General features: G+C 45.3%; 15 protein-coding genes. 8 read left to right on the forward strand and 7 right to left on the reverse strand.

The genetic code is table 11. The annotated features are described in order from the left end of the window. Positions 1 to 5: 5 nt before the first annotated feature. Genes R7H07_RS09320 through R7H07_RS09330 form a run of 3 tightly spaced genes read left to right on the forward strand, consistent with a single transcriptional unit; the run spans position 6 to position 4,312 of the window. On the forward strand, positions 6 to 2,258 hold the full coding sequence (locus R7H07_RS09320; protein ID WP_206959042.1) for a proprotein convertase P-domain-containing protein: 2,253 nt from the start codon (positions 6 to 8) through the stop codon (positions 2,256 to 2,258). Between the two features lie 25 nt (positions 2,259 to 2,283). Beyond that, the gene (locus R7H07_RS09325) at positions 2,284 to 3,735 is read left to right on the forward strand and encodes a DUF1566 domain-containing protein (protein WP_054579337.1); all 1,452 of its coding nucleotides are present in this window, start codon (positions 2,284 to 2,286) and stop codon (positions 3,733 to 3,735) included. A gap of 1 nt (position 3,736) precedes the next feature. Continuing rightward, a complete protein-coding gene (locus tag R7H07_RS09330; RefSeq protein WP_005375151.1) occupies positions 3,737 to 4,312 on the forward strand; it encodes a DUF1566 domain-containing protein in 576 nt (191 codons plus the stop codon). Between the two features lie 108 nt (positions 4,313 to 4,420). On the opposite strand, the gene R7H07_RS09335 is transcribed toward R7H07_RS09330, so the two are convergent. After that, positions 4,421 to 6,064, reverse strand: coding sequence for a methyl-accepting chemotaxis protein (locus R7H07_RS09335; RefSeq protein ID WP_005375152.1), 1,644 nt, complete (start codon positions 6,062 to 6,064; stop codon positions 4,421 to 4,423). A gap of 330 nt (positions 6,065 to 6,394) precedes the next feature. On the opposite strand from R7H07_RS09335, the gene R7H07_RS09340 reads away from it, so the two are divergent. From R7H07_RS09340 to R7H07_RS09360, 5 genes are all read left to right on the forward strand, one after another. Next, positions 6,395 to 7,216 carry a phosphate ABC transporter substrate-binding protein gene (locus R7H07_RS09340; protein ID WP_005375153.1) on the forward strand — a complete coding sequence of 274 codons (822 nt, stop codon included), beginning with the start codon at positions 6,395 to 6,397 and terminating at the stop codon, positions 7,214 to 7,216. Positions 7,217 to 7,316: 100 nt separating this feature from the next. Further along, positions 7,317 to 8,249, forward strand: a complete 933-nt coding sequence (gene pstC / locus R7H07_RS09345) for a phosphate ABC transporter permease subunit PstC (RefSeq protein ID WP_005375154.1) — start codon at positions 7,317 to 7,319, stop codon at positions 8,247 to 8,249. 22 nt (positions 8,250 to 8,271) lie between these two features. Continuing rightward, positions 8,272 to 9,135 (forward strand): phosphate ABC transporter permease PstA, encoded by an 864-nt coding sequence (pstA, locus tag R7H07_RS09350; RefSeq protein WP_005383923.1) that lies wholly within the window; start codon positions 8,272 to 8,274, stop codon positions 9,133 to 9,135. A 60-nt stretch (positions 9,136 to 9,195) separates the two neighbouring features. Next, positions 9,196 to 9,945 (forward strand): phosphate ABC transporter ATP-binding protein PstB, encoded by a 750-nt coding sequence (gene pstB / locus R7H07_RS09355; RefSeq protein ID WP_005375156.1) that lies wholly within the window; start codon positions 9,196 to 9,198, stop codon positions 9,943 to 9,945. 328 nt (positions 9,946 to 10,273) lie between these two features. Continuing rightward, positions 10,274 to 12,400: a GGDEF domain-containing protein gene (locus R7H07_RS09360; protein ID WP_065275462.1), complete on the forward strand. Its 2,127-nt coding sequence runs from the start codon at positions 10,274 to 10,276 to the stop codon at positions 12,398 to 12,400. Between the two features lie 125 nt (positions 12,401 to 12,525). Here R7H07_RS09360 and R7H07_RS09365 read toward each other — a convergent pair whose 3' ends face one another. Genes R7H07_RS09365 through R7H07_RS09390 form a run of 6 tightly spaced genes read right to left on the reverse strand, consistent with a single transcriptional unit; the run spans position 12,526 to position 19,298 of the window. Beyond that, positions 12,526 to 14,172 carry a BatD family protein gene (locus R7H07_RS09365; RefSeq protein WP_082240196.1) on the reverse strand — a complete coding sequence of 549 codons (1,647 nt, stop codon included), beginning with the start codon at positions 14,170 to 14,172 and terminating at the stop codon, positions 12,526 to 12,528. A gap of 4 nt (positions 14,173 to 14,176) precedes the next feature. Continuing rightward, positions 14,177 to 15,898, reverse strand: a complete 1,722-nt coding sequence (locus R7H07_RS09370; protein ID WP_206959040.1) for a VWA domain-containing protein — start codon at positions 15,896 to 15,898, stop codon at positions 14,177 to 14,179. Beyond that, entirely contained in the window at positions 15,891 to 16,895 is a 1,005-nt protein-coding gene (locus R7H07_RS09375; protein ID WP_065275459.1) for a vWA domain-containing protein, read from the reverse strand. The genes R7H07_RS09370 and R7H07_RS09375 overlap by 8 nt, the downstream gene beginning before the upstream one ends. Then, the gene (locus tag R7H07_RS09380) at positions 16,888 to 17,364 is read right to left on the reverse strand and encodes a DUF4381 domain-containing protein (protein WP_065275458.1); all 477 of its coding nucleotides are present in this window, start codon (positions 17,362 to 17,364) and stop codon (positions 16,888 to 16,890) included. Before R7H07_RS09380 ends, R7H07_RS09375 begins: the two co-directional genes overlap by 8 nt. Before the next feature lie 37 nt (positions 17,365 to 17,401). Then, positions 17,402 to 18,328: a DUF58 domain-containing protein gene (locus tag R7H07_RS09385; RefSeq protein ID WP_065275457.1), complete on the reverse strand. Its 927-nt coding sequence runs from the start codon at positions 18,326 to 18,328 to the stop codon at positions 17,402 to 17,404. A 13-nt stretch (positions 18,329 to 18,341) separates the two neighbouring features. Next, positions 18,342 to 19,298 carry an AAA family ATPase gene (locus R7H07_RS09390; RefSeq protein ID WP_005383914.1) on the reverse strand — a complete coding sequence of 319 codons (957 nt, stop codon included), beginning with the start codon at positions 19,296 to 19,298 and terminating at the stop codon, positions 18,342 to 18,344. Positions 19,299 to 19,546: the final 248 nt, after the last annotated feature.

Below are 19,546 nucleotides of genomic sequence, written 5' to 3' on the forward strand. Positions count from 1 at the left end.
AAATCATGAAGCTAAAACCATTGGCGTTTTCACTGCTTATTGCATGTACCCCTGCGGCGCTGTCTGCAGAGTGGGATTATCCCACAACGGATTCTGTGGTGACCAATGAAGCGCAAGCGAAAACTTATTTAGACAGCCACTACTCAGAAGCGGGCGAGTTTAAGTTCCGTTACAAAACCCAGTCTCAGCTTGGTGAGCATTACAATTTTGATGTTTGGGTTAACGGTGAATATCAATCTCAGCGTGCCCTTGTAGTAACAACTGATAAAAATCATCACGTTGTGCGAGTGTTTAAGAGCCTTGAAGATACGATAATTCGCAACGGTAAACCAACGGTTGCAATGGAATTGGAATCGCCTCGCCAACTGCAAGCACAAGAGCCACCGGCTTTGAGCTCTGGAAGTCTGGTTGATGTTGAGGTTTCTTTATTCAACCCAGATCTGCGCACCATGCAACAGCAAGCGGCACCAGAATCGACATGGTCAGCACTGTCCGATTACCCTCAGCCGATCGAGTACGTCACCAAGTCGATTGAGGTTTTAAAGTCGGGAGGTAAGTTCTATCTCTCTAACCCAAGATTAAAGCAAGTGGATGCGACGGGTTTATTTTCAGCCCCAGCACCTGGTGAAGCGCCTGTACTCGATACGTTGGACTTCCTCAGCGCAGAAGGGGTTCAAGCATTTGACAGTGTTGATGAGATGCAAAGCACCGAGTTTGGTGACAATGCGTTCCCACAGTTGATGGCTTTTTATCATCTTGATAGCTCGATCCAATATCTGACAAGCCTGACTTACGACTTGTTTGATGAACCGCTTCGTTTTGATGCTCGCGGTTTATCAAAAGATAACTCTACTTACTATTACGGTCCGAAAGCACTCATGCTGGGTGTCGGTGGTGTTTCTCCGGATGCAGTCGATGCTGATGTCGTGATACACGAGCTTGGGCATGGCATTCATTACCAAATCGTACCGGATTGGGCGTACGGTCACACTGGTGCTATCGCAGAGGGTTTTGCTGATTACTGGGCGGGCAGCGCGAGCTACCGCATTCAATATTTGGATGCTTCGCGTCGTGGTCAAGAATTCGAGTTAGATACGGTGTTCAACTGGGACGGTGTGTTCGGAACACGCAAAACAACTCGTAGCTTATGGAACCAAAGAGCACGTTACTTCGAGAGCTCAGAGTACCCAGCGCACGTCAGTGTGGGCGGTGAACTAGGTGACGAGCTATGGTCAACGCCGCTGTTTCAAGCGCTTAAAGCATCGGTTGAACGATACGGTGATGATACCGATAGGGTGTTCCGCGAGTTTGACGCCATTGTTCTTGAAGGCATGTACGGCATTGGTCGTGGCGTGAAAATGCATGATCTGGCGGAGTCGACCGTGTTTGCCGCAAACACCTTGTTCCCAAATAAAGACTACGCCCAATTCCTGACGGACAGCTTCAACAGACACAACTTACTTAAAGCGCCTCTTCGTGTTGGCTATGACGCTCGATACATCGCACAAGGTCAAGACGTTGGTTTGAGCCTGAGCCAAACTGGCCGTGAAGCGAGCATCAAAGGGCAATGGCAGCTAAACAACGCATCTGTTTTCGACTTTGATGAAACGCTTTCTGACTCGACCTCAATGAAGGTGGCGTTACCAAGCGGTCTAACATGTGGCACGCAATTCGATTCCTCTATTTCATTGGATTATCAATTTTCTGAAGGCCTAAAGACTCACCAGTGGAGTGAAAAGGTGATGCTGGTTAATGGTACGCCAGAGCTCGATATCCAGCCTCAACCAGTGAACTCCGCTTTGCCGGAACAGGGCGACAGACTGTTCTCTCAGACGCTATCGGACAAGTCACGCACGATTGATGATTCGTTTGCGGTTTACCTGAACATCGAACATGACTCACTGCAAGATCTGCAAGTGACGCTAGTGTCTCCACAAGGCAAATCGGTCGTGCTACTTAGCCATCAATCAAGCAATACCAAAGGATTTAAAGGTTACTTCACCGCTCAGTATGACGAGGAGTTACAAGCACTTGTCGGTCAACCGAGTTGGGGGACTTGGCGTCTCGAAGTGTCTGACCGCGTGTCAGGGAACTCTGGGGTGTTGAAAGAGTGGGGTGTGAGTCACTTTGCTCAGTATCAGTGTAGTGCTGATACCACTAAAGAAAGCAGTGGCGGTGGTTCAGGTGGCAGTGGTTCGCCTTGGACCTTGTTAGGACTTTTCCTGCTTTCAATGGTGAGAGTGATTCGCTCTCGTTAATTAAAATCAAAAGAAGATAAAATCTATGAAGTTTCAATATTCTTTCGTTGCTATGTCACTAGCCCTTGCTGGCTGTGGCGGAGGTTCTGGTGGTGACACGTCGGCACCGACCTATGATGTAGCTGGCACCATCGTTTCTGCAGGTACACTTCTTGATACGCCAGTCTGCATCGATTTAAACCAAAACTACGTTTGTGATACGACCGAGCCGAGTGCTAAAACGGATAATGCCGGTAAATTTAGCCTGACTTCAAGCGACAAAAACGTACTAACCAGCACCATTCTTGCTCAAGTTGATCAAGGTTCGAACCAAACGTTGCGTCTTGCGGCTCCGGGCCAAAACTTAGCAACGGGTAACACGGTCAATGGTGTAACAACGTTGCTCGCAGGTCTTGTGGTTGACGGTAAAACCGTTGCTCAAGCTGAAGAGATTGTGAAAGCACAACTCACCGATGCCGGTGTTTCTCTGTCTGGAACGGTAATGTCTAACGCAGAAGCCAGCGAGCTAGATAAGCTAGAGCAAAACACGGTTGCACTATTAGCTGCAATGCAGCCACAACAAATGACCCAAGGCGTAGCGCTGCTTGCTCAAAGCCTTAGCTTCCAGGGTAAATCATTGGCCTCTGATCTTCTGTCTGAAGTGGAAGTGAGTGCATTTGCTGAAGAAATTGTAGCGGTTGCTGAACAAACGGTTGGTAGTAACGATACGGGCGCCGTTCTTTATTTTGCTGAAGGAGCAGCAGACGTAGCAGAGGTTCAAGCGTCTTACCCTGGTCAAGATGCGGAGTACGGCTTCGACAAAGAGGACAAGCAAACGTCGACAGGCGCAGGCTTTAAGTTCGTTAAGTTAGATTCACAAGGTGCTGCTTTAGCTGCAGATGCGACTGAGTGGGCTTGTACTATGGACGAGCGTACTGGTCTTGTTTGGGAAAACAAAAGTGCGGATGCGAGCTCAGTTCAATTTAAAGATCGCCTATTTGCGTTTGAGTCTGAAACATTTAAGCCATTTAGCAAAGATGTAGAGCTTGCAGGTTGTAAAGACGCTGGTGATGAAGTTTGTACCACTAGCCAATATGTTCAGTACATAAACAAACAATCGTTATGTGGAATCACTGGTTGGCGCTTGCCTACTTACCGTGAGACTTATGACTTACTAGACTTTGGTGAACAAACACTGTTTGCTCCGAACGATGAATATGCAAAATACAACGTCTATGGTTTTAATGTTAAATACTTTCCACAGCAAACCATAGGTAGCCCTTATTTAGGATATGGTGCGTTTTGGCATAGCGACTTTAAGTTTACGAATGCATCATCACAACTTATTGATGGCGAGATTTATTTCCCTGCGATTGTCTCCCGGGGCAAAGATAGAGGCACTATTTCATACGTCGAGATTCGATCAAGCAACACAAGTGCGGGTGCCGATGATTCTTACCAATTCCCAATCCGTCTAGTCGCAGTTAAGGGGCAATAAGATGAAGAAATTAATAACTGTACTATCTCTTACTTTGGCTTCTCAAACTGCAATAGCTGCACAAGAGTGTTCTACTGACTTTGCTAAAACGGCACCTAACACGCGTTATACATATTCTGAGAGCGGTACCGTAACTGACCTGAAAACAGGTCTAACATGGATGCGCTGTCCAGTTGGTATGACATGGAATGTAGGAAACCAAGAATGCCAGGGGACGCGATCTACAATGTCATGGCAACTCGCTCTCTCCACAGCCAAACAAATTCGTAATAAGGACGGCAACCATCCTCTTCACAATTTTGCTGACAAAAAAAATTGGCGACTAGCAAATATCAAAGAGCTAGTATCTCTAACTGAGCGAGCTTGCCACAGCCCAGCCATAAATAGTACAGGGTTTGCTAGCGGCTATAGTCTGAAAGATGGAGATGATGTTCTAGGGCGTTATGTCTGGAGCAACACACCTAATGGCGACGGTAAGCATGTTGCAACTTTTGATACGACTAATGGTGAGGTTTTCAATAGAGATCCGTTAAACTCAAGTTTCAAAAGCTCTCTCTTGTTAGTGACAGATGAATAATAATTATTACGTTAATAAGGGTTGATAGCTTTGCCTTTATGATAGGCTCCGCCAGTGCGGAGCTTTTTCTTTTCTAACCTTTGGAACTTATCGTGTTGAGCAGAGTATTTAAACTTGGAACTGCTTAAGTTGATGTTTTTGATTTTCTGCTAAACCAGACAACTCTTGAGCGGCAGCAGCGGATTGCGTAATGCCAGTGACGTTCTGGCTCACTAGTTCATAGATGTTCGTTAAGTTGTTGTTGATATCAGCCGTGACCTGTTTCTGCTCTTCTGATGCGGTTGCAACTTGAGTGTTGATTGAGTTCAGATCGGCGATAGCATTACTGATATTAGCAAGTGATTGGCTAACTTCTTGTGTCAGAGCTTGGTTGTCTGACAACATGGCTAAGCTGGAATGCATACTTTCATTTGCGTGACCAGATTGTTGCTGTAGCTCTTCTATAATGGTTTGGATCTCTTTGGTGGACTCCTGAGTTCGCGCTGCCAGCATACGTACTTCATCGGCCACTACCGCAAAGCCTCGGCCACTTTCGCCCGCTCGTGCAGCTTCAATCGCTGCATTCAGTGCAAGTAGATTCGTTTGCTCAGAAATACCTTCAATCACTTCGATCACGCGACCAATGTGTTCTGATTGATCTTTTAGCGAAGTTACGACGGCAGCGGCTTCGTTAAGTTGTTCCGCCATCTTTTCACTTGCGCGAGTGCTTTCCCCAAACATGCTTATACTTTGTGAGGTTAACGTACGTGCTTGATTTGATGCACTATCGGCTTCTTGTGCATTGGTCGATACTTCAGCTGCGGTCGACTCTAGCTGATTGATCGCCGAGGCTACTTGCTCAACTTCTTGCTTTTCTTGATCCGAGTTGACGCTGCTTTGAGTCATAACAGTTGCTAACTCGGTTGATGCTGATGCCACATCTTCACTAATGCGAACCAATGCGCTTACAGTTTCACGCAGTTTTTCTATGGTCTGGTTTACATCTCGAGCCAGCTGAGACACTTCGTTTTTCCCGATGGCTTCGGCCTTAACTAGTAGGTTTCCCTTCGCGACTTCCTGCATCGTTACTTGAAGGTTACGAATCGGCGCAACGATGTAGCTGGCGAGTACCCAACTAATAAGTGAAGCGGCACTCAAGATCACCGCAAGCGAGACGGCGCTGTAAGTTAGCGTGGTTGAATGTTGTTCGCCATTCGTTTCGACTTCATCGGTGACGATTTGATTCAATTGTTTAGATAGTTTGTCGATGGCGTTGATCATCGCTTCGCCAGCTAATCGATACTCAGCCATTGCAGATTCGTACTTTTGATTGAAATCAGAGGTGGTGTAATCAGAAGAGTGTTTAGTGGTGAGCAGAGGTGTCATGGTAACGCGAGTGAAATCAACATAGTGATTCATGGCCTTACGCATAGCATTGACTTCATTTTGAACGCCAGGGAGATTGTCGATGGAGTTAAGAAAATCGCGGTTTTTGTTTTGTCGCTCAGAAAGCTCTTGGTTGAGAGACTGAACATCTTCGGCTCTAAATAGACTATAAATGGCTTTGATGCGCATGGCGTAAGTGTTGTCTACGATGCCGCTAAGTTCCTCTTTGTGAATGATTAGCTTATGGGTGGAAGCCGAAACCTTATTGAATGCTTGATCGAGTTTACCGATTCCGACACTTAGTCCAATGATGAGTAATATAACTGTGAATAGAACAGGCAGAAAAACCTGAAGTTTAATAGAAAGCGTACTAAGAAATTGACGCATGAGATTGACCCTCTATCGGTTTGATTATTATCTTTTTTATAAATAAGCATTTCGATTTTAATTGTTACATTCGCCAAATCAATGAGTTACTCATATCTAATTGTTATGAAATGTACCAAAATCGATGGGGTTATCATCTTGAACATGAGGCAACTTATAAAAACGTTACGTTCAAATTGAGAGAGGGATAAGTCGCGGAATTAATAGTTAGAAATGACAACGTGTCATAGAGGGTTCAACTAAGTGAAACACAACTGTCATATTCAAATTCTAAAGTGAGCACCGTTCAAGTGAAACACAACGGCAATAAAGCCACTTAAGGAAATTGTGATGAAAAAGACAGTAATCGGTGCAATCGCACTTCTAGGCGCAATGGCAGTGACTCCTGTTTCTGCTAAAGAAACTATCTCTGCAGTGGGTTCTAGCAGCGTAACTCCACTGATGGAAGTTTTCTCTGAAACGTACATGAAGAAGAACCCTAACGTATTTATCGAAGTTCAAGGTCCTGGTTCTTCAGCTGGTGTAAAAGCAGCGAAAAATGGTTCAGCAGACCTTGGTATGTCTTCTCGTAATCTAAAAGACTCTGAAAAAGAATCAACACTAATCGAAGAAGTGGTTGCTCGTGATGGTATCGCAGTGGTTGTTAACCCACAAAACAAACTGCCAGGTCTAACAGCCGAGCAAGTGACTGCAATCTACAAAGGCGAAGTATCAAACTGGAAAGAAGTCGGTGGTGCAGACAAGCCAATCGTAGCCATTACTCGTGACACGGCTTCTGGTACTCGTGGCGCATTTGAAGACATCATGTCTCTAAAAATGAAGATTTCTGGTAAGAAGGTATCAGCTATCTCTCAACGTGCTCAAGTTGCAAACGGTAACGGCGCACTGAAAACAATGGTTGCATCTAACCCATACGCAATCGGCTACATTTCTCTTGGTACTGTAGACAACACTGTTAATGCGCTAGCAATCGACGGCGTTGATGCAACGGTAGCTAACGTTAAAAACGGTTCTTACAAAGTAGCGCGTCCATTCCTTGTTCTTTACAAAGAAGGCAAGCCATCAACAGAAACGCAAAAATTCCTAGACTGGATGCTAACTGACGAAGCGCAAGCGCTAGTTGACCAAAAAGGTTACATCTCAGTTAACTAATCCCATCGGGACTCTAAAGTTTGCTCAGCCCAACGTTTCGGGCTGAGCCTTTTCTATCCATTGTGTTCAACGGCATTGCCCAGAACCGTGAGATTTTTAAATGACCATCGCAACAAATAGTGAAAAGCTTATGAATACTGACGCTAGAGCTATCAGCAAGTCAGGCCTACGCGAGAAGCGTCGTGTCGACTGGAAAGAGCGCATCTTCCACGGCTTGTTCCTAACGAGTGCCGTAATCGGCATTGTTTCATTGGCCGTTATTGCATACTTCATCGTTCGAGAGAGTATTCCGGCATTCCAAGAAGCAGGCGTATCGGGCATTGTCTTAGGACAAAACTGGTTACCACCTGCGCTTTATGGTGTCGCCACCATGATTGTGGCATCTATCGTATCGACGGCTGGTGCTGTCATTGTTGGGGTTCCAATTGGTGTTCTGACCGCCATTTTTATCGCTGAAATCGCACCAAAGCGATTAGCAGACATCATCCGTCCAGCGGTTGAGCTGCTAGCCGGTATTCCTTCAGTGGTCTACGGTTTCTTCGGTCTGGTTATTATCGTTCCATTGATTCAGAAGGTATTTGATGTACCTGCAGGTAATACTATCCTTGCCGGTATCATTGTTCTTGGTGTGATGATTCTACCAACGGTAATTACGGTATCTGAAACGTCTATCCGCGCTGTCCCTCGTACTTATAAAGAAGGTTCTTTGGCACTGGGCGCATCGAAAATCTACACCATCTTTAAGTTGCTCGTTCCAGCGGCTCGCTCAGGCATCATGACAGGTGTGATACTGGGTATCGGTCGTGCGTTGGGTGAGACCATGGCGATTATCATGGTTATGGGTAACGCGCCGGCAATGCCAGAAGGCATCCTTGATTCGGCTCGTACACTAACTGCAAACATCGCTATTGAAATGTCTTACGCAAGTGGTGTTCACGCGAACGCACTTTACGCTACAGGTGTAGTACTTCTGGTCTTCATCATGTCGTTGAACGCTGTACTACTGTACCTAAACCGAGAAAAAGCGAAGTAATCGCTCGTTAAAGGTGACTATTATGGATCGCGCAAAACTGAAAAAAGCACGCCAGTTCAAAGATAATGTCTTTAACGCATTTGTCTGGATCTCGGCAGCACTAACGGTAGGTTTTTTGTTCTGGATTATCTGGTACATCCTATCAAACGGTCTACAACACGTAGATTGGAACTTCATTACTGATAACTATACGCGCACAGGTGAAGAGCACGGTATCTTCCCAATGATTGTGGCGACCATTTACATGGTTATCGCTTCTATCGCAGTGGCAGCGCCACTCGGTATCATGACGGCAATCTACTTGACCGAATACGCGAAAGTGGGCAGTCGTTTGGTGAAAATCATCCGATTCTGTACCGAGTCATTGGCGGGTATCCCGTCGATCATTTTCGGCCTGTTTGGTATGACTTTCTTCGTGGCGATTCTTGGCCTTGGCTTCTCGATTCTATCGGGTGCATTGACGCTAAGTATCCTAATCCTGCCAGTGATCATCCGTACAACGGAAGAAGCGCTGATGGCAGTGCCACAAACTTACCGTGAAGGCTCTTATGGCCTCGGTGCTTCTAAGATTTACACTATCTGGCGTTTGATTCTTCCAAGCGCAATGCCAGGTATCTTAACCTCGGTCATTCTAAGTATTGGTCGTGTCATTGGTGAGTCTGCTCCAGTATTCCTGACAGCAGGTATGGTTGCACGTATTCCGGATTCTTTATTGGATTCAGGTCGTACGCTAACCGTTCACCTATACAAACTGACTACCGAACTGTTTACCGTTGAAGAATGGAATCAGGCTTACGGTACGGCAACAGTGCTTATCGTAGTTGTTCTCTTGATCAACATGGTAACGAAACTGATTGCTAGACGTTTTAACACCGCAACTTACTAACAACACTAATTAAGAACGCACGTTAAAAGACACGAATTCGAGAATTAAGAGATTAAGACAATGAACAAATTTGATATTGAAAACCTAGACCTATTCTACGGTGACAACCAAGCACTGAAATCGATCAACTTACCAATTCCAGTTCGCCAAGTAACTGCACTTATCGGCCCGTCAGGTTGCGGAAAATCAACGCTTCTACGCTGTTTGAACCGAATGAATGATCTAATCGAAGGCGTGAAAATTACAGGTAAATTGGCGATGGACGGCGAAGATATTTACGGCAACATTGATGTTGCTGACCTTCGCATCAAAGTCGGCATGGTATTCCAAAAGCCAAACCCATTCCCGATGAGCATTTACGAGAACGTGGCTTACGGCTTACGTGCTCAAGGTATCAAAGACAAAAAGACAATTGATGAAGTGGTAGAGCGTTCGCTGCGCGGTGCTGCACTTTGGGATGAGGTGAAAGATCGCCTTAAATCACACGCATTCGGTCTTTCTGGTGGTCAGCAGCAACGTTTATGTATTGCACGTACAATCGCGATGGAGCCTGATGTGATTCTGATGGATGAACCAACGTCGGCACTTGACCCAATTGCGACACACAAAATCGAAGAGTTGATGGAAGAGCTAAAGAAGAACTACACCATCGTTATCGTGACTCACTCAATGCAACAGGCGCGTCGTATCTCTGACCGCACTGCGTTTTTCCTAATGGGAGAACTGGTCGAGCACAACGATACGCAAGTGATCTTTAGCAACCCTCAAGACGACCGTACTCAAGGCTACGTAAATGGTGATTTCGGTTAATCCACCGTATTTACAAGCATAACTAAATAACTATAAGCGATGGTAACTTTGCCCCTCTTAATGAGGGGCCTTTTTCTTTTTAAGTCGTGGGCTTATAACGCCTACCAACACAAAAAATCTTGTAAATAAGTACAACTTTCCTCCCCAGTTTATAAAGTATGTAACTTATGTGAAACATGGCTTTAAAAGTGCTGAAGAGCTCTCGAATGTAACACTAAGTCTGATAATTTTGCGAATGACTTAACAGCTCAAATTTGAACGTATTGATTGCATATCATGGCCTAAGTAGTTTTTTATCGAGGATAAAAAAGTAGATTAGGTTGGTAGGGTGAGTTTAAGAAGTTTTACAAGAAAAGTGTCTTCAACGAGGGACCATCGGTTGCTAGCGGAGGCAATCTTTGATCATTTAGAGAGTCTGTTCTCCCCTCAAGCCCTCGCTATTTTTGAAGATCCTTCAATTAACCCTCGTCATTCGATGAGCTTCTCTCGCGGAGAGCTTTACCCAACCCAAAACTATCCTGAGACATTCTGGGAGTGGGCAAGTCAGTTTGACACCTCTGAAAGCATCATACCTCTGGCGATCAACACTTGTAACTGGAATCACACCCGAGATTTAGGTGGTGATAGTTACATCATGATGCTCGACAACACGCCTATCAAACGTACCTACCTACTGATTCAATCTGTTCATGCTCGCACGGCACATAATATCTATGAAGAAAGTTACGACGCAATGCAGCTTGCAGCGGCGCGTTGGCAATGTATTCGTGCCGAAAAAAATGCCTCGAAAGAGATCAGGCACAGAGATATTCGTGAAGCGCAATATGTTGATGAGATTAGCCAACGCGAGCGCTTTATCGAAAATATGAAGTTAGTTCAGCAAGTTGCACTCGAAATCTCTAATCCTGATTCTTTAAAGGACTTGTACTACAAAGCCGTCGAAGCGTTACGTGAACGACTTGGGTTTGATCGCTCTACACTGATGCTTCTCGATATGAAAAAGCGCAGCTTCAGTGGTACATACGGCACGGATGAGTCAGGAATTACGATTGATGAATTTCACACACAATACGATTTACATCAACTTAGCGAGGAGTATATCACCGCGTTATCTAGCCTTGAGAGCAACTTAGTGATTGTAGAAGACGCGCCAATATACACAGCAGGCAAGGTCATCGGGCAGGGCTGGAATGCGATGTTGATTTTACGCGATGGCAATGAACCGTTTGGGTGGTTCGCGCTAGATAACTTTATTCATCGTAAGCCGATAACGGCATATCAAAAACAGATGTTGGACTCGTTTGGTTCACTCTTCTCTCAAATTTACATTCGTAAGCGCCAAGAACAAAACGTACGCATGTTGCATTCAAGCATGGTTGAGTTATCACGTTGCACTACTGTCAGTGGAGTATGCAAATCGGCCGTCACTTTCGCCATTAAAAATCTTGGTATTGATCGAATGGCGGTGTTTTTAACTGATGAAAATTGCTCTTACATGCAAGGAACGTGGGGTACCGATATTCAAGGTAACGTGGTGGATGAATCTTACTTCTTTGGCGAAACCCAAGATTTCTCTCTTATAAATCTGGCTCGCTCAATGCCAAACGAAGTCGCATTTGAAGAATCAATGCCTATTTATCATGACTGTAATATTGTTGGCTTTGGTTGGGCTGCGATGACGGTATTGACTTCAAATAGCAGTGGTCCTATCGCCTTTATCGCTGTTGATAATTTGCTGACACGTGCGCCGTTAACTTCTCAGTTACGTGAAGTGATTCGTATGTTCGCGTCCAGCTTAGCTGAAGTATTGCAACGTACTCAAGCTCAAGAGGCGATTCGCGAATTAAACGAAAACTTAGAGCTGGAGGTTCAGAACCGAACAAAAGAGTTGGAGGAAGCCAATCGACAGCTTGAGGTACTTTCTAAGCTCGATCCTTTGACGCGTCTTGGTAATCGCCGCATGTTAGAACATGTGATGCAAAAATATTGTGCCCTAGAGTGTGAAGACGACATGTCGTTTGGCCTGATCCTGATTGATATTGACCATTTTGGCTTATTCAATAATCACTATGGTCATCTCGAAGGCGATATCGCATTGATGCGAATTGGCTATATCTTGGATCATCATACCAAAGGTGAAGATGAAGTTTTTTGCCGTATCGGAGGTGAGGAGTTTGCATTGCTCATGATTGGTTCTGAGCAAGAGGAGGTTCGACTGAGAGCAGAGTGCATTCGTCAGTGCATCGAGGGCGAGGGGATAAAGCATCGACATAACCCAGAAGGGGAGTTACTTACCGTTTCAGTCGGTTACTCCTGTTATAAAGCGAAAGGCAAAGACTTTAATTTCGACCATTTATATCAGTTGTCGGATAAGGCACTCTATCAAGCGAAGAATCATGGGCGAAATTGTGTAAGGCGATACGAATACGAGCCCCAAGTTTTGTTGAGTAAGTGATGTTCATAAGAGCAACTTGATAGGGAAGAAGCGGCGGTTGGTGCTCTAGATAAAACCGCTAAAGCAAAATTTGGCCGGATAAGAGAATTGGCAGCTCATGAGAGCTGCCATTGTTATTTAGTTATTTATAGCTTTTCGAGTTGGTGGTCGGTTTTCGTTACGTTTGCTTTGCCAAGGTTTTGAATTTTCGCTAGCAGCGAATCAGGGCTCCAAGGTTGTTGGTTAGCACTAAAACGCGCTTGATTCATGGCATTAAGCTCTTGCTTAATTGCTTGTACGTCACCAGGGTTTAACCTGTCTTGATGAGTGGTTAAATACTCATTTACAGAGCGTTCAATTTTCGCAGCATCGCCCTCTTCGATGACTTTTTTTAGCGCGTCGATGCAAAGTGGTTGTTCAGTATTTGAAACCGTTCCACTCGCTGTTATTGACCGCTTTTTCCATGCCCAAATTGCGATTCCCAATGTCATTATCCAAAGCCCTAAGAAAACAAAGGTTAACGTTCGCCAGAGACTGCTCACACCGCCGCTTGATTCAGGACTAGGGGCTGACACTAAAGGTGCTGAAAGAGGCGATTCCGGCAACGTGATTAGCCCAGTGTCATTTTTCTCTACGTCTAATGTTAGCTCTGGTAACGTTGTTTTCTTCGCTTCATCATTTTGACTGTCCCACCAGTTCAAGTCGTATCCTGGTAAGGTATATCTCCCGGCCTCTGTAGGAATAATGACTTGCTTCACCGTCATGGTAACGGTGCCATCTCTCGCGCTATCGAACTTAGGTTGTTCGGGATACACGCGCAGTGAACTCGGGTAACTAATATTGACTCGTGGCAGATATTCGGCTTGTGTACCGCGAGCCTTAACTTGAATGGTTCGAGTGAGTGAAGAGCCTTGTTTTACTGTGTTGATTGCGTTAGTCGACAATAGATTACCTTGATCGTCTTGCCAGCTCTGTGTCATTTCTAACGCTGAAGCAGGAAGCCATTCACCTTTAAATTCGCTCGGAATCGGTTTGACCGTGATTGGCATGCGTTCCGCTTTGGTGTTGATAGGCATTATTTTGGTTGAGCCCGTCAAGCTGTCGCCATAAATATAAGAACCGGTCAGTTTAGGACCTATCAAGGTATAAGTGCCTGGTTGATTTGCCGTTAAGCGAAACGACTGCTCTATGACCGCTACTTCTAACCCATTTAAGATCTTCTGTCTTTGTTGTAAGCCACCCAGTGCCTCAAGCTTCATGCCTTCAATCTGCGGAGGTACTATTTGCGGGTTATCTAGGCGTCGAGTGTCCGCTTTAATTAGAAGTTGTATACGTAATGTTGCAGATTGCTGAGGGTAGAGCGTACTGTTGTCGACCGTAATATTGAAGCTAAATAGATCATCAAGATTGGGGTCTGTTTGGCTCGCGTTGACACGCAGTTTGATCGGCTCCGTTCTCATACCATCAGCGGAAAAACTTGGAATAGTCAGAACACCTTCTTTCATTGGTGCAATTGAGATACTCCACTCGGTACGCACTGATTTTCTTCCGTTAATGTTATTGCTAGAGCGGCCATAACGAGGTTGACCCAAGAAGAAGTCTTTCTCTAGAACATTGAAGTCGATTGAGTCTGAGCTGAGCTCAGTATCTGAAATGATTCTGAGGTTAATCACTTCATTCTTGGCTACTTGTGTTTTATTCACACTAGCTTGAAGTGTCTGTGCTATCACCGAGAAACTGGATATTAGGCTGGCCACAAAAATAAAGACCAGTTTTACGCCTTTGTTCATCACAGGCTTACCACTCCTTTTGAGATTGTTGTGGAGGTTGTTTTTGTTGCGCTTGAAGTTGCATTTGCGCACGGATCAAAAAGCTTGGGTCGCGAGCACTTTCTACTGCTTCTAGTCGACGGAACTCAGGATCATCCTGATGCATTTTTTCGGGATGCGCTTTAGCCTGTATTGGTTCACCTTGATCCTTCACTTGCTTGTCATCTCGTTGCGGTTGATGTTGTTCCGTTTTTTGTTTTTCTTTTTTATTTTCAGAATCTTGCTGATTTTGTGACTGTTGTCCTTGCGCTTCCTTCCCTTCGTTTTGAGACTTTTGTTGCTGTTGCTGTTGCTGTTGCTGTTGCTGTTGCTGTTGCTGTTGCTGTTGCTGTTGCTGTTGCTGTTGCTGTTGCTGTTTTAGCTTTTCTTCTACAACCGATAGGTTTTTCTTCGCGGCTTCAAAGTTAGGCTTTTCCTCTAGCAGCTTTTTATACAAATCAGCCGCATCTTCTAATTGACCATTTTGAGCGAGCGAGTTGGCGAGGTTATAGCGGCCGTTAAGGGAGGCATCATGAGAAAATGCTTCGATAGCGGCTTCGTAGTCACCTTTTTGATAACTGGCGGCTCCTTTCCAGCTTGGGTTTGTAAATAGGTTTTGCGCCTGTTCATACTCACCTTGCTTGTAGAGTTCCGCTCCTTGTTGGTCGGCATTTAAGAACGGATTAGCTTCTGCATGCGGTGTCCACGTTACTGGGACTACAGTCGCAACTACCATCCAAATCAGGTCGCGTCGAAACAGTAAAGCCGCAGGAAGAAGTAACAACGGCAGTAACCAAAAGCCACTGTTGAGACGAGAGTCAGTTTTAACTTCTTCGCTTTGGGTTGCAGAAAGCTGGCTACCAATGTTATTGGTAAAGGCCGCGATGTTTTCAACATCACGGTTGGTGTGTTGAATAGGAACAAATAGGCCACCAGTCTTATTCGCTAGCGTTTGTAGATTTTTCAGATTTGTTTTCGCTACGACGGTTGTGCCTTGTGCAGTTTTTAGCAGAGATCCATCGGGCAGCGCGATAGGCGCACCGTTAGGAGTCCCGACGGCAAGAACAGAAATGCGAAACTTTGTACCTTGGACTAAATCTAACGCGCGAGACAGCTCTGACGTATCAAGATCATCCGCTAACACGATGATATCGCCTTGTTGCGTGCCTGCTTGAGAAAACTGGTTGATCGCAAGTTCAATCGCGGCAGGCAGGTTTGCTCCTTGAAAAGGCATCAGCTCTGGTGACAAATTTTCGATAATGCCAGCAAGCGTGCTGGAATCAGTTGTCAGTGGACTTAAGTTATAGGCATCGCCAGCGTAAGCAATAAGTCCAGTGGCTCCCTCTTTCCATTTAGGCAGCAAATCGAGCGCCTTATAACGTGTTTGTGCTAGCCGATTGGGTTTGATGTCTGTAGCAAACATAGAGCGAGACATATCAAGCACCAAGATACGGTTTTGGTTTAACTCAAAGCTTGGTCGAGCATTGGACTGCCAGCTTGGCCCCGCTAATGAAATGCAAGTTATTGCCCAAGCTAAACCCCATAGAGTGAAGTAATGCTTAGACTGCGTGTTTTGTCCGAGCATCCGCGATAGGTGAGGGGCAATCAGTGTGGACTTTTGGGCTCTAAATTTGTGATTAAGCAAGAGTGCAATAGGGATCACGATGAGCCCCAAAAGCCAATAAGGATTGAGGAAAATAAACTCAGCCATGTTTTCTCCTTAATAGGAATAACAATACCGACAATACAAATGCAGCGCTTAATGGATATGGAAACCATTCAGACTGAGGGCGCCAAGTTTGTGTGTCGCTAGATACGGGTTCTAGCTGGTTGATGGTGTCATAAATCTTTTCGAGCTCTTCTGTATCTCGCGCTCGAAAATATTGTCCACCTGTCACCTCTGCCACTTTAGTCAGTGTTTGTTCATCTAAGTCGGCTGTGGTGTTGACTTTGCGAGTCATGAAAAACTCTTTTACCATCATTTCACCAGCGCCCACGCCCACGGTGTAAACAGTGGCGTTGTATTTTTTCGCAATTTCCGCTGCTTCTAGCGGCTCGAGCACCCCTGCAGTATTGCTGCCGTCACTGAGCAAAATCATGACTCGTTGGGGAGCATCACTGTCTACAAAGGTTTTTGTGCCTAACCCAATACCATCACCAATGGCGGTTCGTTGACCAACCAAGCCGATGACGGTTTGATTAATCTGTTGCATGACGCTTTTGCGGTCTGCAGTGAGTGGTGTTTGCAAATAAGCATGGTCGCCAAACAAAACAACTCCGAGACGGTCACCTTTTCTCTTTGCTACGAAATCAGACAGAACTTTTTTGACTGCTGTGAGGCGATCGATATATTCGCCGTTGAGTTCCATGTCTTCCTGCTGCATCGAACCGGACAGATCGACGACTAACATCAAGTCCCGATATTTGGGTTGGAATTCAACGGGATCGCCAAACCAAACTGGACGCGCACACGCGACGACAAGAAGGCCCCAGATCGCGATTGAAAGTGCTTTTTGCAGCGCTTGCTTAGGCTTGCTGCGATTCTCATTGGTTGGTAAGTACGCCAATTTGATCTCGGCTTGTTGAGATTCTTGTGGCAGGAACTTGTATACCAGCCATGGGATGGGCAACAAAAACAGTGCCCACCACCAGACAAATTCAATGTTTAGCCATTGGGCAAGATCGGTTATGAGTGTTTGCTCAGTCACGGTTATTTGCCTTTTTCTTTGGTGGCAAAGCGTAGGTTATCCAAAAGACACAATCGTCTACCAAGCTTTGATGCTGCCCTTGGGAAGAATTCTGATACAACGCTTCTTGCCACTGATGTTGTTTGTCTACGAATCGACTTTCTTTGGTATGGCTATCGAGAAATTTATACCAAGCGATTCCGGTTAATGGTGCGATCTCTTCACGCGGAAAGTAACTCAATGCTGCCTGGCGCAATATTTCCAGAGCAGAAGAGGGGGTATGAGGCGCGGTAGGTTGAGTTAAAAGTGTTAATGCTGTCTTTTTTGCGCGTAAGTGTTTTTTACGCCATCTCACATAAAGACAAATGCCGAAAACGAAGAGCAAGGTGGCTGCAAGCACCACCCACCATCCCCAAGCGAGCGGAAACCAATCCGGAGCGTTTGGCAAAATCAAAGGTTCAAGGTCTAGGCTTTGGTTGTTTGTTGTCATTATTATTACTGCTTAATAAATACTGCTTGTCAGTTTGTTAGCTTAATTGTGAAATTAAGGGCCAGCCACTTGATAGCGTGTTAAATGGAATTGCTATCGAATGGCACTGCTGCTTAATGGTTTCTTGATGTTGGGTAAAGTGGCTTTCGAGTTCTCTTCGTTGTCCTTTAGAGCCAAAGTTAAACCATTGACTATGCAGCCCATCCGAAGCTTTCACTTGACCTCTAAAGTCTGTTTCGCCTCTTTCTAACGGATCATAAAACTGAACGGCCCTTACGCTATTGTGTTGTTTGAGTCGACGTAGTTGTGCCAGTTCCGTTGGTGTTACGTGGGCAAAGTCACTGAGCATAATCAATTCGCTGCCTTTTGGGGTGAGCGTATGAAGTGTCTCCAATACTTGTGTATAAGGCAGTGTACGAGTGTCGTTGCTTGCAGTACGAGTTACTTGCGCATTATGTATGTCGACTATGGCGTTAAGAATCCGCAGCCCTTGTCTTTGTAAAGAAGAGGGGCGAAATTCAAGACATTGATGTCCGTCATCAATCACTGCGCCGATGCGATCTTTTTTAGCTAGAGTTAGCCAAATTAGAACACTGGCAAAGTGGGCCAATTGAACGGATTTGAGTACATACTTAGATCCAAAATGTAGACTAGAACTTAGATCAAGATAAAGAATGACCGCTTGCTCTTTATCTTCTGCAAACAATTTTGTATGTGCTTTACCGGTCCTAGCGGTGACTCGCCAATCAATGCTGCGAATATCGTCGCCAGGTTGATATTGGCGCACCTCCATAAAATCCATACCTCGCCCTTTTTGGCGACTGGTATGGTTACCACTCATCTGCGACCAGAGACTCTGTGCTGGTGGTAACCAAAGTACAGATTGAGTGCGATATTGGAGCAGCTCTTCAAGGGTTAATGTCACCCCATTCGCATGAGGTGGTAATGAATGTGTAGCGGACATATCACTCACCTGTTTATGCACTGCCAACAAGGTTTAGCAGTTTATCGATGACCTGGTTTGCCGTAATGCCTTCCGCTTGAGCGTGGTAACTCAACAATAAACGGTGGCGCAGTACCGGATAAGCCATGGTTTGAACATCTTCCGGAGAGACAAAATCACGACCAGCAAGCCAAGCGTGCGCACGTGCACAGCGATCAAGAGCGATGGTGGCACGCGGACTCACACCCATTGACAACCACTTGTCCAACTCAGTGTCATATTCGTTGGCTTGACGTGTCGCCATAACTAAACGGACGATGTACTGCTCTATCGTTTCTGCCATATGAATATCCAACACCTCTTTACGTGCAGTGAATATATCTTGTTGGCTTAACATTGGGCGTTCAACCTTTACTTCGCCCTTTGCTTCTCCGCGGTTAATACGCAAGATAGATAGCTCATGCTCTGCATCTGGGTATTCCACTTCTAAATGCAATAAAAAGCGGTCTAGCTGCGCTTCAGGAAGGGGGTAGGTCCCTTCTTGCTCTATCGGGTTTTGAGTTGCCATAACCAAAAACAACTCTGGCAGCGGGTAGGTATGACGACCTGCTGTGACTTGTTTCTCTGCCATTGCTTCAAGCATTGCCGCTTGTACTTTGGCTGGTGCACGGTTTATCTCATCCGCAAGAATAAGCGAGTTGAAGATAGGACCTGACTGGAAAGTGAACTCTCCGGTTTCGGGACGGAATATATCGGTGCCGGTTAAATCGGCTGGCAGCAAGTCAGGGGTGAACTGAATTCGGTGGAAGTCACCTTCAACACAGTCTGAGAGTGATTTTACTGCACGAGTTTTTGCTAACCCAGGAGGGCCTTCAACTAAAATATGCCCATCCGCAAGAAGCGCAACAAGCAGTTGCTTTACCAGATCTTGCTGTCCGATGATCTGCGACTCTAAGTATTGCTGAAGAGTTTCGAAGTTAGATTTATGCATGCTTTGGACTCTCGGTATCCATGTGATTTTCGTGTTGAGTATTGGTCATTTTCCATGTGAAAAAAGTTCCAACGCTCTATTGCAATTTATCTTTTCAATATTGGGACGCTACAGAGAATTGCAAGTACGTGCTATCTCTGAAAGTGCTTATTTGACAGTGTGTTACATTTATTTTTCATAATATAATGAGAAATGCCTCTAGTTTTGTACATATGAGCCGATAAAGATTCCGTGGTGTGCGTGTCATG

The organism is Vibrio sp. Vb1127, assembly GCF_033338735.1.
GTDB classification, from domain to species: domain Bacteria; phylum Pseudomonadota; class Gammaproteobacteria; order Enterobacterales; family Vibrionaceae; genus Vibrio; species Vibrio alginolyticus.

Bases quoted from the DNA above. Each gene is read 5' to 3' on its own strand.
- R7H07_RS09320 (WP_206959042.1), top strand. From the start codon at position 6: ATGAAGCTAAAACCATTGGCGTTTTCACTGCTTATTGCATGTACCCCT.
- R7H07_RS09325 (WP_054579337.1), top strand. From the start codon at position 2,284: ATGAAGTTTCAATATTCTTTCGTTGCTATGTCACTAGCCCTTGCTGGC.
- R7H07_RS09330 (WP_005375151.1), top strand. From the start codon at position 3,737: ATGAAGAAATTAATAACTGTACTATCTCTTACTTTGGCTTCTCAAACT.
- R7H07_RS09335 (WP_005375152.1), bottom strand. From the start codon at position 6,064: ATGCGTCAATTTCTTAGTACGCTTTCTATTAAACTTCAGGTTTTTCTG.
- R7H07_RS09340 (WP_005375153.1), top strand. From the start codon at position 6,395: ATGAAAAAGACAGTAATCGGTGCAATCGCACTTCTAGGCGCAATGGCA.
- pstC (WP_005375154.1), top strand. From the start codon at position 7,317: ATGACCATCGCAACAAATAGTGAAAAGCTTATGAATACTGACGCTAGA.
- pstA (WP_005383923.1), top strand. From the start codon at position 8,272: ATGGATCGCGCAAAACTGAAAAAAGCACGCCAGTTCAAAGATAATGTC.
- pstB (WP_005375156.1), top strand. From the start codon at position 9,196: ATGAACAAATTTGATATTGAAAACCTAGACCTATTCTACGGTGACAAC.
- R7H07_RS09370 (WP_206959040.1), bottom strand. From the start codon at position 15,898: ATGGCTGAGTTTATTTTCCTCAATCCTTATTGGCTTTTGGGGCTCATC.
- R7H07_RS09380 (WP_065275458.1), bottom strand. From the start codon at position 17,364: ATGACAACAAACAACCAAAGCCTAGACCTTGAACCTTTGATTTTGCCA.
- R7H07_RS09385 (WP_065275457.1), bottom strand. From the start codon at position 18,328: ATGTCCGCTACACATTCATTACCACCTCATGCGAATGGGGTGACATTA.
- R7H07_RS09390 (WP_005383914.1), bottom strand. From the start codon at position 19,298: ATGCATAAATCTAACTTCGAAACTCTTCAGCAATACTTAGAGTCGCAG.